Raw genomic sequence first — 13,537 nt, forward strand, 5'->3', positions numbered from 1 at the left:
TTTAAGTAATAAAGATAAAAGGGTGAAGCATAAGTCTGTGCTTCACCCTTTTTTATGCTCTCATATTTAACAAAGCCCTGTAACGATACCTAAGCCATTACTCAATGGTATCAAGTAGGTCGGCATTTTCAGTGCTACATGGTCAGCAGAAAATAAACTGTACCGACAAGCACGAGGCTGACAGCACGCAACCCCTGATTGTATACAATCAGCTTCAAAGCCATTTTACCGCGAAAAATCCCGGCATAGTAGGGAAGCTGATGCCGTAAAGCACGTACCGGTGTGGAAAGCAGATTACCGATTATAAGCGCCAGTACGATTCCGCGCGGATCAATTGCCCCGGAACCAAGCAACGATCCGGCAGCAGCAAGACCAGCAGTAAATTCTGCGGCCAGACTGAAAGCAATAATTCCGAAAACCTGCGGATCAAGCCAGGCAAGAAAAGTCAGGTGCTCACTGAGGTAGGTCTCAAAAGCGGTAAAAATACCATAATGGCGAAGCAGGAAAAAAACGGTATAAATAGGGATCGTCAGGTAGAAAACCTTAGGTAATCTGCGTTTGAGACGCTTAAACGCCTTATCCAGAACTTCCCGAAAGGACTTTACTTCCTGATCTTTTAGACGCCCGGAAACATCTCCGCAACTTCCATCTGTTGGCAACGAGAATCGTCCCCAGAGCACAATCGCTCCGGTACGGATAAACGCCGCAATGAGAGTCAGCCCCACATAGGTAAAAGCCACCTTACCGATAAACGGGGCAGCAATGAAAAATACCGTGGGCATGTGCAGAAAGTATGTGGGCAGACTGTTAAAAAGGTTAGATATGATCAACTCCCGGTCGTTGATCTCGCCCTTCTCATAAGCTTCAGAAAGCATGGAGTTGGCAGCAACACCGGAAAAAAAGGCCAGCGCAAAACTGGCCCCGCTTATATCTTTCAGCCGTCCGGCACGAATCAAAGGAGTCGCAACCCGGCCCATCGCCCGGGTCCATCGCAAACCTTCAACAATATTACCGACCAGTAATCCAAGACTGATGAACAGCAACAGCCGGGACAGCGGCCAGAAAAGACCGCTCCAGAGAATATCAAAAGACAATCAGACCTACTTTTTCTTCCAATTATCAGTAGCAAGAACTTTAAAAAAGGAATCTTCTTCAGCAAGGACCCCGGCATCAATGAGTTCTTTCATCGCTACTAGAAAATCATTTTCCTCTCCACTCCATTTTTCAAGACAGGCGGCATAAGTAATATCTGTGGCAACAGCTTTACAGTTCTTCACAGGATCAATCTTGCTGCCCAGCATGCCTTCGATCAACAGGAAAAGAGAATTCGCTTCAACGGAAAGCCCAAGGTCAAAAATAGATACAGCCATCGCTTCCTCCATAATAGGTTAGTGATACAATAAAAGTATACTCGAACGGCTTTAAGAGCCAGAGAAAAAAACTTTCTCCAACTTCATTTATACTTGGGAATTTCTATTTACATTTAAGCAGCTTCTTGAACTGCTTAAATTCTTCAGGATCCATGCGGCTGAAATTACCTTCCGCAGGAAATGAACCATCGCCGACTTCTGCGATATAACGCTTGACCGCATCAATGCTGTCGCCGCGCAACTGGGCAAATTTCTTAACAAACATAGGAACAAAACGGTCAAACAGGCCGAGGATGTCATGGTAAACCAGCACCTGCCCGTCTGTGTCCGGTCCGGCTCCGATACCGATGGTAGGAATGGAAAGTCTGGCGGTAATCTCCTGCGCAACTTCATGGGGAACTGCTTCAAGAACAATAGAGAAACAGCCTGCCGCTTCAAGAGCCAGCGCTTCGTCAACCAGGGCTGCCGCAGAGCGGGCATTTTTGCCTTGAGCTTTGAAGCCTCCAAAACGTGCCACATGCTGCGGGGTCAGGCCAATGTGTCCCTGCACCGGAACACCGGAATCAATAATGGCCCGTACATGTTCCAGAAAAGGAAATCCGCCTTCAAGCTTTACTGCCCTTGCCCCGGTACGGCTAAGAAATTTACCGGCGTTCTCTACCGCCATCTGCACAGAAGGCTGGTAGGACATAAATGGCAAATCGCCGACGATCAATGCCCGCTTGGCGCCACGGGAAACAGCTGCAGCATGGTGCAGCATATCATCCATGGTCACGGAAAGGGTATCTTCATAGCCGAGCACAACCATACCCAGCGAATCGCCAACGAGAATCATATCCACTTCCGCAGCATCCACAATCTGCCCGGAAGGGTAGTCATAAGCGGTAACCATGGATATTTTGCGCTGGCCCTTAAAAGCTGTAATGTCCGGGGCTGTAATTTTTTTCATTCTTTCCTCACAGATTTAGAATTAGACTGATTAAGGAAGTTCTTGCAGTGCAGATACTTGATATGGGTAGGATTAAACTAAATCAAGTCTAGTGAAAAATGTATCATTATATAAAAAAAGAGGTCCGACAAATGCCGAACCTCTTTAGAAGTCTGAAATATATATTCTTAGAACTCTTGCATTACCCAGACTACCCGTCCAACCACATGCCTCTCGTGATTTTCAACCGGGATATATTGTTCAGGGTGCTGCGGATCATCAGGGCGGAGAATGAAACGGGAGTTTTCAGGATCAAAGAAAACCCGGCGGATAACCACACCTTGATGCGGGACATGGATTGCGTAAATGTCGCCAGCCATGAGCCTTTTCTGGGAATCATCAATACCCACAAAAGCATCCCTGCGGACAGAGGGTTCCATAGAGGAGCCTTCCGCCTTCAGTACTACCAGAGATGAACGGTAGTATGTTTCGGGGATATTCAACTCTGAAACCTGCTGCGATTTCCAGATGTCTGCTCCGGCATCTTCACCGGCCATGGAAGACACAGGAACAATTCTTCCGCGGGACTGCACCTGACCATACTGGGCAGTTGTTTCGCTAAGGATCTGATCAGCGGCAATTTTACCCTTACCCGGCTTGAGATATACTGGTTCAATACCATCGGAAAGCCATTCCGGGTTCAGGCCGTGTGTTCTGTACAGCTTGATGAACCACTCAGCAGGGATAGAACTTCTTCTCTTAGCGTCAGAAATGCTGGACTGGCGAATATTCAAAATCTCGGCGAGCTGGACCTGTGTTCTTGTCCCAGTTGCCTTTTTGATTCTCTCCAAGCTTTCATCAAACCACTTTGACACGCTTACCTCCTATCAAGACAAAAATAAAAGCACCTACGTTACACGCAAAATACAATAACCCTATATAGCAGATCGTTTTTCTGCATAGATTCGGATTGTCAATAGCAACTTTAGAACATCGCTACCATGAAATTTATAAACAAGCAAAAGATTAAAAATACACTAAAAGATGCAGACATAGTAGACTGTAAAACATAAATTCTAAATCATTCTTCATCACACATAAACAAATACAACTACATCCTATATTGAACAACGCAGTATTGCAGCACTATTATATAGAATACTGCAAGAGTCGACCTGATTATATGCAAATAGCCACCACCTAAAAAACTACCTATCTATTAAATATAGATTAACAGAATATCAATTTACGCCTAATGGGAGAATAAAATAAAAATTATTACCACCGTCCTGCGGCTCGTACCCGACCTGACCACCATGTAACTCGACCACCTGCCGGACAAAAAACAGTCCATGTCCAGAACCGTATTCGTCACCTACATTGTCGCTGCGAAAACCAGGCTGGAAGAGTTTATCCCGGTCTTCAGCTGAAAGATGCGGTCCAGTGGTAAAAACATTAAGCTTCAGTCCGTCCCAGCCGTTCCTGAAATAATCATCTACGACTTCCCAGCCGTAAGCGGCAAACTTGTCGCGCCTTCCGTCACACATAGTCTCGTCGCGGGTATACTTAACAGCGTTGGAAAAGAGATTTGCGTAAACCTGTGAAATAAGGCCGACATCAGCCACAATGCGGACTTCCTGATCAGGAACACCGCCCATACTTATATCAAGCCGGATTCCGCGGTCCTCAAACCGCGAACGATAACGCTCCAGCTGCGGTTCAATTATCTGCTTGAGTAGATTGCAGGGCCGCTTCTCCACAATATAGCGCCCTTCTTCAAAATGCTGTCGGCGCAGAAGAGTTTCCAGAAACAGGCTTGTCTGTTCATAGTGGCTGTGAATCTCATTGAACTGCTGCACCAGTCCATTGTAAAGAAGGTCAAGATCATGGCTGACCTCGTCCACGGATTTCCTGTATACTTCCCCGCGCAACTGGCGGATATTTTCAATGCGGTCACGTAAACGATTGTAAAAAAGCTTGAAATACATATTAGGGACAATAACATTATGCCCGACATCCTTAACAAGATTGCGCACGAAATCCAGATGTTCCTGCCCCTTGCGACGCAAGAGCTTGCTGTGCAGCTGAAAGCCGACCCGATTAACGAATTTTTCAAAAAACAAAGACTGGTGATCGGAAAGTTCATCCATTTTATAAAATTCAAAACAGCCGATAACGTCCCCGGCAGGTTTGAAAGGCAGCTGGTCAACCAACTCAAGATTGCCACGGATAGGAATAAAGAGATGTCCGGCATTGAAGACTTTTTCCAGAGGAACCGCACTGCATACCGGGGCACGACTTTCAGTCCTCCCTACGGTAACGAATTCATCCGGCCCCACTGCGAGGTAAAGCCTGCAATCAAGATCGAACAGAGATCTGGGGACTGCGGAACAGACAGCGAAAAAATCTTCAAGAGAATCAAACTCTTGTGCGAGATCAAAGAAAATCATCAGCGCCCGCTTTTCCGTTGCGGAAAAGCTGTAATCCTTATAGTCTTCCATTTTCTCATGAATACGCCGCTGAATATGCAACATTTTGTCCGGACCGGGACCTGCAGAAAGCTGAAAGCCCTCTCCCAACGGCCCTTCCGGCTCATATGAAGACACATCTGCACTTTTCTTTTCACTGCTCATACATCTATCCGGGGTTCAATATAAGACGGTTCTCCTATGCATCATACGGCCCCAGCAGCAAAGGAGCAAGCAGGAAGATTATTTTTTACTCTCCGGCACTTATTTACTGTGAACGTATTTTATGAGAAAGTCCGCACCACCAAACCTATTCAGGGAAAATACCATGCCCGAAATAATTCTCATCCAAATATCCGGCGAGGACAAACCCGGCCTGACTTCTGCTCTTACAGGAGTTCTGGCGGGCTACGGCATCGATATTCTTGATATCGGCCAATCAGTAATCCACAACCAGCTTGTGCTGGGGGTCCTGATCCGAATTCCCCGCGAAGCTGAATCCGCCCCCGTTCTTAAGGACATCATGTTCAAAGGGTACGAACTGGGAGTCAACGTCAAGTTCCGGCCCATTGAAGCAGACAAGTACATGGACTGGGTTAATGCACAGGGTAAACCGCGACACATTGTCACTCTCGTAGGTGACAAAGTGACCGGGTCCCATATCTCCCGCATCTCCCAGATCATCGCCGACAACGGCCTGAACATCGACATGATCCACCGTCTGTCAGGCCGGATTCCCATGAACGGGGAACCTGCCCCGCGCCATGCCTGCGTAGAATTCTCTATCCGTGGAATCCCTGAAGATCTTGACCGCATGCGCTCCAATTTTCTTGACATGGCAGCCGAAGACGGGGTGGACATAGCACTGCAGGAAGACAACGTTTTCCGCCGCAACCGCCGACTGGTAGCCTTTGACATGGACTCCACCCTCATTCAGGCCGAAGTCATCGACGAACTTGCCAAAGCGGCAGGCTCCGGTGAAATAGTTAGTCAGATAACCGAATCCGCAATGCGCGGCGAGATCGACTTCAAAGAGAGCCTGCGCCAGCGTCTTGCAACACTCAAAGGGTTGGATGAATCCGTAATGGAAGGTATCGCCCGCGAACTGCCCATCACCGAAGGTGCTGAAAGGCTCATCGCCAACCTCAAAAAGTTCGGCTACAAGACCGCAATCATTTCCGGTGGGTTCACCTATTTCGGTGAAAAGCTGCAGGAGAAGCTGGGTGTTGACTATGTCTACGCCAACCGTCTGGAAATCGAAGACGGCAAGCTGACCGGCGGCGTTATCGGCGATATTGTTGACGGTGCCAAAAAAGCGGAACTGCTACGCAAAATCGCCGAGAAAGAACAGATCAGTCTGCAGCAGTCCATTGCAGTCGGCGACGGTGCGAACGACCTGCCCATGCTCTCCATTGCCGGACTGGGAATTGCATTTCACGCCAAGCCCAAAGTCAAGCAGGATGCCCGCCAGTCCATCTCCCATTTCGGACTGGATTCCATCCTTTACCTTATTGGGTTACGCGATAGAGATACTGATTAAAAATGCCTTCGGCTACCCTACGGGGGCCAGAGAAATATTTATCAGGTCTTCGCCGCTTAGCTCTTTATATTTACCCAAAAAAAAGCCCCCGGAAAATCCACTACTCTCCGGGGGCTATTCCATACTCTAGTCAATAATCAAACTACATATCTACGGCCTTAACCCAGATTACAGCATCCTGAGAGAGTTCTTTGCCTTTGAACTCTTTATCAGGACCGGAACCCAGTGCGCAGAATCCCCACCAACCGGCTTTGGGGACAGTGAAAGTTACGTACCCCTGTGCATCGGTCTTAACACCCATGGTCACGAAAGCATCGTGGGGAGCGTGGGACTTTTCTTCTTTTTTGAAAGCATTGTTTTTCATGTCAGGTTCGTGGTTCATGTATTCAACCTCTACATCAGCATTGGGAACGGGCTTACCGCCGGAAAACAGCTGAGCTTTGAAGGTCATACCGGTCCACATTGCGTAAGGCTTAACAAGGGGAACCCATTCGGTTTTCAGACCTGCAGGAGCAGCCCAGTTGCCGGGCAGGCCACCCACGTTCATGTAAGTCTTGGTAATCTGCTGGATGTAGATATCTTCTTCACCTTCATAGTAGGGAGCAGGCACCAGAACCATGGTATAATCGCCCATGGAACGGACGATCTTCTTGGGCAGGGTTGCTTCGTAAGCTTCGCCCGAATTGGTCAGGCTGGTCCAGGTGATGGGTTTGAGCAGTTTTTTGAGATCATACTTCTTTGTTTTACCTTCTTCACCTTTCTGGTGCAGCATGTAGAACTCTTCAGGCATGCCCATACCCATTGTGTGTCCGGCTTCGTAAGGATGGGTGAATACCAGCTTGAACTGGGTTTCAGCACCCTTATTCTTGGCAATCTCAGGGGTGTAAACCATCTGGAAATGCGCGGAAGCAGGGACAGCCATGGCCAGAGCCAGCAACAAATTAAGAAATACTACCTTCATCTTCATCTTATTTCTCCTGATTATGATTTTGATCCTTCTTATCAACTAAAGAAAAGCTGGATCAGCATTATAAATTATGGGCAGCACAAACCGCACATAAACTATTCAACAATATCGGACCCGTCGATCTCAATAGAATGCCCTTCGCCGCCGGAAAAAGTAACAGTGTAGTGGCCTGCGGGCTTCTTGAATTCGTACTCGCTGTTTTCGTTCATCACCCCTTTCAGAACAACTGCACCGGAATCGTCGCGAACGAATATTTTAACCCCGGATGCGGAAGAACCGTCAGAGAATCCTCCTTCGCAAAGAACAGTGCCGTCACCGTTATCAAAGCAGCTGCAAAGAGGTGAATGCGCCAGAGCGGCAGTAGCGGAAAGAGCGATCAGTCCTGCTGAAACAACGATTTTTGAGAATATTTTTTTCATATCTGTCTCCTTAGATATATTGGTTTACTCAGGTTGATATACGTATGACTCTGCTACTTTGTCCGAAGCGAATTTATGGACAAGGGCTATCAGCAGCGCCACGGCAAAAGCCACAAAGTAAAAACCCTTCATCATGGTTATACCACTTGCTCCAATGGCATTACCTAATGTGAATACAGCTGAAGCAACTCCGAAACCCACAGCTGTGGGGAAAACGATGGCAAAAACCATCCATTTCCACGATCCGGTCTGCACTTTAACCATGATGGTCGCTGCAAGGCATGGAGGATAAAGGGCAAAGAACAGTATGACAGCGAGTGCATGCAGGGAGTTCATGCCGCTGCTGTGGCTCTCGTTGTCCATTCTCTGTTCTAGAGTCTGGTTGTCGTCAGCACCCTGCTGGTAAAGAACACCCATTGTAGCAACAGATGATTCCCGGGCTGCAAAAGAGCTGATCAGAGCGATGTTCACTTTCCAGTCGAACCCTGCGTACTTGGTAACAGGCTCAAGAGAACGGCCGATCATGCCGAAAAAGGATGTTTTAATCTTCTCTTCCTTAATCTTCCGGCGCAGGGATTTTCTTTCTGAAGAAAGCTTGCGCAGGGCACGGTTCACGGTCTTGGCTTCTTTATCACCACGGGGTTTGAGCAGGACAAACAATCCGGGATTGGCTTCCTTAAAGGAGCTGTCCACCCGTGCGGCCCCTTCCTTACCGGAAGTGTTCATACGGGCACGCTTATAATTTTCGTAAAGATTCAACAGAGGCAACATGTTGTTACCGCCGGCAACTTCAGCATAAGGATTGGCTGCAATCTTGGAATCATAGACAGCGACAGCCTTACTCATTTCGGTTTCGTAATAATCCATGCGTTCATCGCTCAATCCGGGGAACTGCAGGAGCGAAAAGACACAAAGGGATACAGCAACAACAATGGAACCTACTTTTTTGATATATTCCCAGGTCCGTTCAATGGACCGCTGGGCCACACCAAAAAGAGTCGGCGCGTGATAGTTAGGCATTTCCATGATGAACGGTGCTGTTTCGCGGCTTTTAAGGACAGTGGTAGTCAGGATCTTGGCAATAATCAGGGCCATTATGATGGTAATGGTCGAGATAAAGAACATGGCCCATGACTTGTGTTCCGCAAAATAAATGTTCACCAGCAATGTATAGAGCGGAATCTTGGCCAGGCAGTTCATGAACGGCACGGTCAAGATGGTCGCCAGTCTGGATCGCTCGTCCGGTATGCCTTTGGTAGACATAATTCCGGGCACAGCGCAGCCTCCGGCAAAAACACCGCCCAGAATAAATGGCAGCGTGGATTGCCCGTGCAGACCAAAACTGTGAAAGATGCGGTCCAGAATAAAGGCAATTCGGGCCATGTAACCTGAATCTTCTAAAATGGCGATCAGGGCAAAGAGAATGAAGAAAATGGGTACATAGTTGAGCAATGTGTTGGCGCTGTCCACCATCCACAAAGCCATGGAGCGCAAGAGAGAATCTTCAATCAATCCGGCGGCAGGCAGCACATTTGCTACAATATCTCTGAACTTGGCAAGGATTGGCCACGTATATTTGGTCAGCTCATAGCCCTGAACAATGGAAAGCTCATAGATGATGTAAACTGTCGCCAACAAAAAGAATGGAGCAAGTGCGCGGTTCAGGACCCAGCGGTCAATCCTTTCGGAAACAGGCTGCTTGCTTTCATCTTCTTTACTGACGCAGGCATCCACGATCTCTCCAGCCAAACGGTCACGGCAGGCAACAATGAAGTCTCCGGTATCCACATCGGACTCATTTTCGAAATCCAACCTGCGGGTCAGTGCTTCTTCAACGATCTGCTTGCCTTCAGCATGTTTGGATTCAACAATACGCCTGACTTCAGCATCATTCTCCAAAAGTTTGATTGCCAGCCAGCGCAGCGGATAAAGCACACCGAGACTGGCATCTGCAGCCAACATGTCCTCAAGGGCTTTAATGTGTACTTCCAGCTCACTGTAATCAATAGCCACCGGACGAGAATAGGCTTCCTGCTTAACAGACTTGCGTATTGCAGCTTTAAGGGCCTGCTTACCCTTCCCTTTTCGGCCGACCGTGGCGACGACATCAACTCCCAGTCTGGATGTAAGTTCCTTCAAATTAATTGAAATACCCTGACTTTCAGCGACATCCATCATATTGAGGGCCACAGTAACAGGAAAATTCATTTCCATGACCTGAAAAGTAAAATACAGGCTGCGGCGCAGGCAGGTCGCGTCCATAACGTTAACGACGACATCAGGCTTTTCTTCCAGCAGGAATTCGCGGGAAACCCTTTCTTCAAGAGAGAATGAAGTCAGGCTGTACGTACCGGGAAGATCCACAACTTCATAGCGGACCTTGCCCTCACGATAACTACCTACTTTTTTATCAACAGTTACACCCGGATAGTTAGCCACATGCTGGTTGGCTCCGGTAAGCATGTTGTATGTAGTCGATTTTCCGGCGTTCTGCTGCCCGGCAAGGGCGATGAGGAAATTATCCTTCATCATGCGTTTACCATCAGCGCTCATCTTCCACCTCAATTTGAAAAGCCTCTGTACGGCGAAGGGTCACGCAGTACCCTGCAACACGCAACTCAAGAGGGCAGCCGAGAGTCGCAACCCGTACAACCTCGATTTTTCTTCCGGGAACAAAACCCAGATCTAGCAGTCTCTGCCTGACTGCCCCGCCGGAGAAATGCCTCTTAATAACAGCACTCTCCCCAACCGGGATATCCAGCAGACTCTTTCCGCGCATGGGGCAGGCTCTACCTTGCTTTCTTCCGCCAAAACCGCTCCTCCGCCGTCCGGAGAACACTTCGCGGTTAAAGAAATTAAATTTGTTAAACATTTACACTGCCTCTCAGTTCTTAATCATTGTGATAATGAAATTCGAAATCAATTACTATATAGCCATGTTTTTGTTGTCAACCAGAAATAATGGTCCTTGCTGACAAAATATCTGCCGCCTTCAAATCATGAAACAGACCCAAAAATATTTTTGGAAAGACATTAAAATTTATCCTTTTTAATCACCTCCTTACGCAGTCTGGAAAAATCAGGTTAATACTTAACCCTTATTGAGTCTCTTTTTTACTTGAATTTGATTTTCGATTTCATTAATCGAAAGAGACCTGAAGCGCAATGAGCAACTCTGCCCTGCGCAAACAATTATCATAAAAGCAGTACACAGCATCAATATTCTGAAATTAATTCATACCGGGGAGGTAAAAAATTAATGACTAACTATAAAGATAAACTCCGAACGCTCAGCAGACGTACCAAAAATAATTATATCCGCAGCCGCCTTAAAACCCGAGCGTTCTTTGCCGTCCTGCTTCTGGTTGTCCTGCCTTCCGGGGCCATGCTTATTGCTGTAGAATTCACAAAACAATCCAATCTGGCCATGCTCCTATGCCTGCATTTCAGCCTTTGCGTTGCTTTATGCGTCCCCATAGCCGGATGGCTTGAGGAACTTCTGATCAACATGGAACTGCGCCGGATGAACAGTTTCTGCGTTAAACTAAAGCAAGGAAAACTTGACCAGCGCCTAGAGCTTTACCAACGTAAAGTAGGTACTGACACCGACGAAATGATACGTCTGCAGCACAACCTCAACTGGCTGGCACACTCTGTTGCCAAACGCGAACAGAGGCTGACCCAGTCCTTAGTGAAAACACGCCGGGATAAAGACAGGCTCAACCTGCTCTCCTACACCGACCATCTTACCGGACTGTTCAATAAACGCTTTTTCGAACTAAAACTTGTTGAGACTTGTTCCCGCTGCATCTCCTGCAACACTCCGCTCCACCTGATGCTCATTGACTGCGATCACTTCAAAGAAGTAAATGACAAATTCGGGCATCAGGAAGGAGACCGTCTCCTTGCAAAACTAGGGCAGATCATTGAATCATCCGTGCGTAACGGCACAGACTTCCCCTTCCGTTTCGGCGGAGATGAATTCGGTGCAATCCTTGTCGGAGTGGATTCAACCCGCTGCGAACAAATTGCTGAAAGAATTCGAATCAGATTCGCGGATATGAAAATCGGCAGAGCCAGTCTGAGCATCGGCATTTCAAAGCTCTGCTGCCATGCGAACGACCCTGAAACTGAAGCGGACTCACTCATCGCCACCGCAGACAAAGCTCTATATTTCGCTAAACAGACCGGAAGGGATAAAGTTATCAGTCCCGCTCGATACAGAGAAATATCGCCGCAAAACTAAGCTGCTACCCAGCCATATCCGCCTTTGCTTCATCCACAAGACGAGCCACTTCGTCTTTTGCAGAGGAGTATTGTTTGGTGGCCCAGCTGCCGGCCCTTACTCCCCCCTTGACAGCCTTGGTAACCGCAGGCTTTACCCCGCCTGCTTTATAAACTGCGTACACAGCTGCTCCGGCTACTGTTGCCGCAGCAGAAACAAGCAACACTCTTCCAAGATTCAAACTCATAGCAGATTCTCCTTGATGTTAGTTTACGCATAAGTTGTGCAGATCTGCAGTTACAACTCCTGACCGCTATCGCCAACGACTGCAATTGAAAACGAATTGCTTATGCACACTATTGGGTACGACAATCCGGGCAAATTCCGTAAAGCACCATTTTATGCCTCTTAACAGCAAAGCTATGTTTGCGGGCCAGCTTATCTTGAAGTTCTTCAATTCGATCCTCGATCACCTCAATCCGGCGATTGCAGCGGATGCAGACAAGATGGTCATGGTGATGTTTGTTATGCCGGCATTCAAAGCGGGTCACTCCGTCACCGAAATCAAGGGACTCAGCTATACCGCTCTCGGCAAGCAGCTTGATGGTCCGGTAAACAGTCGCCGGGCTGATTGACGAATCCCGTTTGCTGACATGCACATAAAGCTCTTCGCATGAGTGATGGCCCTCAGTCCCGAGAAAAACTTCAAGGACTATACGACGCTGCTCTGTGGCTGCCATATTGTTTTTGGAAAGATACTCCAGAAATGTGGTTTGCGGACTTGACATCCTTTCCTCCGTTGTGGATTTTGTGAAAATGAAACTGACGACTATTCTCAAGTGAGAACGCTTGTCAACCACTAAGCACTCACTCGCAAATCCTCAATTTCCATAAATAATGAAACCTGAAAAAGCAGAAACTCACATTTCTCAAGTTTAAAACGCATTCTTGGCTGGGGAAGAAAGAAGTTCAAACCTGCCGAAGATGATAACAATTGTCAAGATCATAGTATACTATTGAAAATCTGCAATTGAAACTCAATCGTGCTGCTTTCTAAAACTTCAAAGCAAAGTAATTATACACATACCCCAAACACAAGTGACGGAACTGCCGTCAAAATTAAGGAGGATATTATGACCACAACCACAACAACTCGGGTTCTTCCGGTTATATCTGCTTCCGCTGCCGCCACCGGAGCCTTGGTGGGCGGAACCGTAGCGGCAGTCCGCTCTACTATCGCAGTTAACGAAGGACGCATCACAAGTGGAGAAGCTGTAAAAACAGTTGCACAAGAATCAGCCGGAACCGGCCTCGCTACTGCTGCCGGGGTCGCTGCTACCGCAATGTTCGGGCTGGGAGGACTGACAGGACTGCTGGGATTCACCATTGCCGCTACCGGGGCTAAAATGCTCTGGGATAAAGCGGTCCCTACTCCTCTCGACAGGAAATGCAGTAAAAAACTGCCAGAAACGTCCTAGTTCGATAAAGTCTGAAAAATTTATGACAGCCCCCTTTTCCTAGCGAATATGGGGCTGTCTCAGCACTAAACGAGATTGAAAACTAAAATCATATTTCCGTTGACAAACAGAGTACACATTTGTATTTCCAATTCCGTGGCGT

The 13,537-nt window shown here is 47.6% G+C and carries 14 protein-coding genes; 3 read left to right on the forward strand and 11 right to left on the reverse strand.

Going from position 1 to position 13,537, the window contains the following annotated elements; translation table 11 throughout:
- Window positions 1–134 precede the first annotated feature (134 nt).
- From ACNI29_RS06665 to ACNI29_RS06685, 5 genes are all read right to left on the reverse strand, one after another.
- Window positions 135–1,094: a hypothetical protein gene (locus ACNI29_RS06665; protein WP_419781422.1), complete on the reverse strand. Its 960-nt coding sequence runs from the start codon at window positions 1,092–1,094 to the stop codon at window positions 135–137.
- 6 nt (window positions 1,095–1,100) lie between these two features.
- Entirely contained in the window at window positions 1,101–1,370 is a 270-nt protein-coding gene (locus tag ACNI29_RS06670; protein WP_419781423.1) for a hypothetical protein, read from the reverse strand.
- Window positions 1,371–1,473: 103 nt separating this feature from the next.
- A complete protein-coding gene (gene panB, locus ACNI29_RS06675) occupies window positions 1,474–2,319 on the reverse strand; it encodes a 3-methyl-2-oxobutanoate hydroxymethyltransferase (protein WP_419781424.1) in 846 nt (281 codons plus the stop codon).
- A gap of 167 nt (window positions 2,320–2,486) precedes the next feature.
- The gene (locus ACNI29_RS06680) at window positions 2,487–3,173 is read right to left on the reverse strand and encodes a LexA family transcriptional regulator (RefSeq protein ID WP_419781425.1); all 687 of its coding nucleotides are present in this window, start codon (window positions 3,171–3,173) and stop codon (window positions 2,487–2,489) included.
- 366 nt (window positions 3,174–3,539) lie between these two features.
- The gene (locus ACNI29_RS06685) at window positions 3,540–4,931 is read right to left on the reverse strand and encodes a sensor histidine kinase (RefSeq protein WP_419781426.1); all 1,392 of its coding nucleotides are present in this window, start codon (window positions 4,929–4,931) and stop codon (window positions 3,540–3,542) included.
- Between the two features lie 163 nt (window positions 4,932–5,094).
- Between ACNI29_RS06685 and serB the strand changes: the two genes are divergently transcribed.
- Window positions 5,095–6,306 carry a phosphoserine phosphatase SerB gene (gene serB / locus ACNI29_RS06690; protein ID WP_419781427.1) on the forward strand — a complete coding sequence of 404 codons (1,212 nt, stop codon included), beginning with the start codon at window positions 5,095–5,097 and terminating at the stop codon, window positions 6,304–6,306.
- 142 nt (window positions 6,307–6,448) lie between these two features.
- On the opposite strand, the gene ACNI29_RS06695 is transcribed toward serB, so the two are convergent.
- The 4 genes from ACNI29_RS06695 to ACNI29_RS06710 all read right to left on the reverse strand — a co-directional run bounded on the left by ACNI29_RS06695 (window position 6,449) and on the right by ACNI29_RS06710 (window position 10,471).
- A complete protein-coding gene (locus tag ACNI29_RS06695) occupies window positions 6,449–7,273 on the reverse strand; it encodes a DUF4198 domain-containing protein (protein ID WP_419781428.1) in 825 nt (274 codons plus the stop codon).
- Window positions 7,274–7,368: 95 nt separating this feature from the next.
- Entirely contained in the window at window positions 7,369–7,692 is a 324-nt protein-coding gene (locus ACNI29_RS06700; RefSeq protein ID WP_419781429.1) for a hypothetical protein, read from the reverse strand.
- Window positions 7,693–7,716: 24 nt separating this feature from the next.
- Window positions 7,717–10,245 carry a ferrous iron transport protein B gene (feoB, locus tag ACNI29_RS06705; RefSeq protein ID WP_419781430.1) on the reverse strand — a complete coding sequence of 843 codons (2,529 nt, stop codon included), beginning with the start codon at window positions 10,243–10,245 and terminating at the stop codon, window positions 7,717–7,719.
- Window positions 10,235–10,471, reverse strand: coding sequence for a FeoA family protein (locus ACNI29_RS06710; RefSeq protein ID WP_419781431.1), 237 nt, complete (start codon window positions 10,469–10,471; stop codon window positions 10,235–10,237). The genes feoB and ACNI29_RS06710 overlap by 11 nt, the downstream gene beginning before the upstream one ends.
- Window positions 10,472–10,951: 480 nt before the next feature.
- Between ACNI29_RS06710 and ACNI29_RS06715 the strand changes: the two genes are divergently transcribed.
- Window positions 10,952–11,938 carry a GGDEF domain-containing protein gene (locus ACNI29_RS06715; protein ID WP_419781432.1) on the forward strand — a complete coding sequence of 329 codons (987 nt, stop codon included), beginning with the start codon at window positions 10,952–10,954 and terminating at the stop codon, window positions 11,936–11,938.
- Window positions 11,939–11,942: 4 nt separating this feature from the next.
- On the opposite strand, the gene ACNI29_RS06720 is transcribed toward ACNI29_RS06715, so the two are convergent.
- Window positions 11,943–12,164 (reverse strand): hypothetical protein, encoded by a 222-nt coding sequence (locus ACNI29_RS06720; RefSeq protein WP_419781433.1) that lies wholly within the window; start codon window positions 12,162–12,164, stop codon window positions 11,943–11,945.
- 109 nt (window positions 12,165–12,273) lie between these two features.
- The gene (locus tag ACNI29_RS06725) at window positions 12,274–12,705 is read right to left on the reverse strand and encodes a Fur family transcriptional regulator (RefSeq protein WP_419781434.1); all 432 of its coding nucleotides are present in this window, start codon (window positions 12,703–12,705) and stop codon (window positions 12,274–12,276) included.
- 345 nt (window positions 12,706–13,050) lie between these two features.
- Here ACNI29_RS06725 and ACNI29_RS06730 point away from each other — a divergent pair, with 345 nt between their 5' ends.
- Window positions 13,051–13,395 carry a magnetosome protein MamC family protein gene (locus ACNI29_RS06730; protein WP_419781435.1) on the forward strand — a complete coding sequence of 115 codons (345 nt, stop codon included), beginning with the start codon at window positions 13,051–13,053 and terminating at the stop codon, window positions 13,393–13,395.
- Window positions 13,396–13,537 lie beyond the last annotated feature (142 nt).

This window comes from Maridesulfovibrio spiralis (SeqCode), from assembly GCF_048571135.1.
GTDB lineage: Bacteria > Desulfobacterota > Desulfovibrionia > Desulfovibrionales > Desulfovibrionaceae > Maridesulfovibrio > Maridesulfovibrio spiralis.

Bases quoted from the DNA above. Each gene is read 5' to 3' on its own strand.
- ACNI29_RS06670 (WP_419781423.1), bottom strand. From the start codon at position 1,370: ATGGCTGTATCTATTTTTGACCTTGGGCTTTCCGTTGAAGCGAATTCT.
- panB (WP_419781424.1), bottom strand. From the start codon at position 2,319: ATGAAAAAAATTACAGCCCCGGACATTACAGCTTTTAAGGGCCAGCGC.
- ACNI29_RS06685 (WP_419781426.1), bottom strand. From the start codon at position 4,931: ATGAGCAGTGAAAAGAAAAGTGCAGATGTGTCTTCATATGAGCCGGAA.
- serB (WP_419781427.1), top strand. From the start codon at position 5,095: ATGCCCGAAATAATTCTCATCCAAATATCCGGCGAGGACAAACCCGGC.
- ACNI29_RS06695 (WP_419781428.1), bottom strand. From the start codon at position 7,273: ATGAAGATGAAGGTAGTATTTCTTAATTTGTTGCTGGCTCTGGCCATG.
- ACNI29_RS06700 (WP_419781429.1), bottom strand. From the start codon at position 7,692: ATGAAAAAAATATTCTCAAAAATCGTTGTTTCAGCAGGACTGATCGCT.
- feoB (WP_419781430.1), bottom strand. From the start codon at position 10,245: ATGAGCGCTGATGGTAAACGCATGATGAAGGATAATTTCCTCATCGCC.
- ACNI29_RS06710 (WP_419781431.1), bottom strand. From the start codon at position 10,471: ATGCGCGGAAAGAGTCTGCTGGATATCCCGGTTGGGGAGAGTGCTGTT.
- ACNI29_RS06715 (WP_419781432.1), top strand. From the start codon at position 10,952: ATGACTAACTATAAAGATAAACTCCGAACGCTCAGCAGACGTACCAAA.
- ACNI29_RS06720 (WP_419781433.1), bottom strand. From the start codon at position 12,164: ATGAGTTTGAATCTTGGAAGAGTGTTGCTTGTTTCTGCTGCGGCAACA.
- ACNI29_RS06725 (WP_419781434.1), bottom strand. From the start codon at position 12,705: ATGTCAAGTCCGCAAACCACATTTCTGGAGTATCTTTCCAAAAACAAT.
- ACNI29_RS06730 (WP_419781435.1), top strand. From the start codon at position 13,051: ATGACCACAACCACAACAACTCGGGTTCTTCCGGTTATATCTGCTTCC.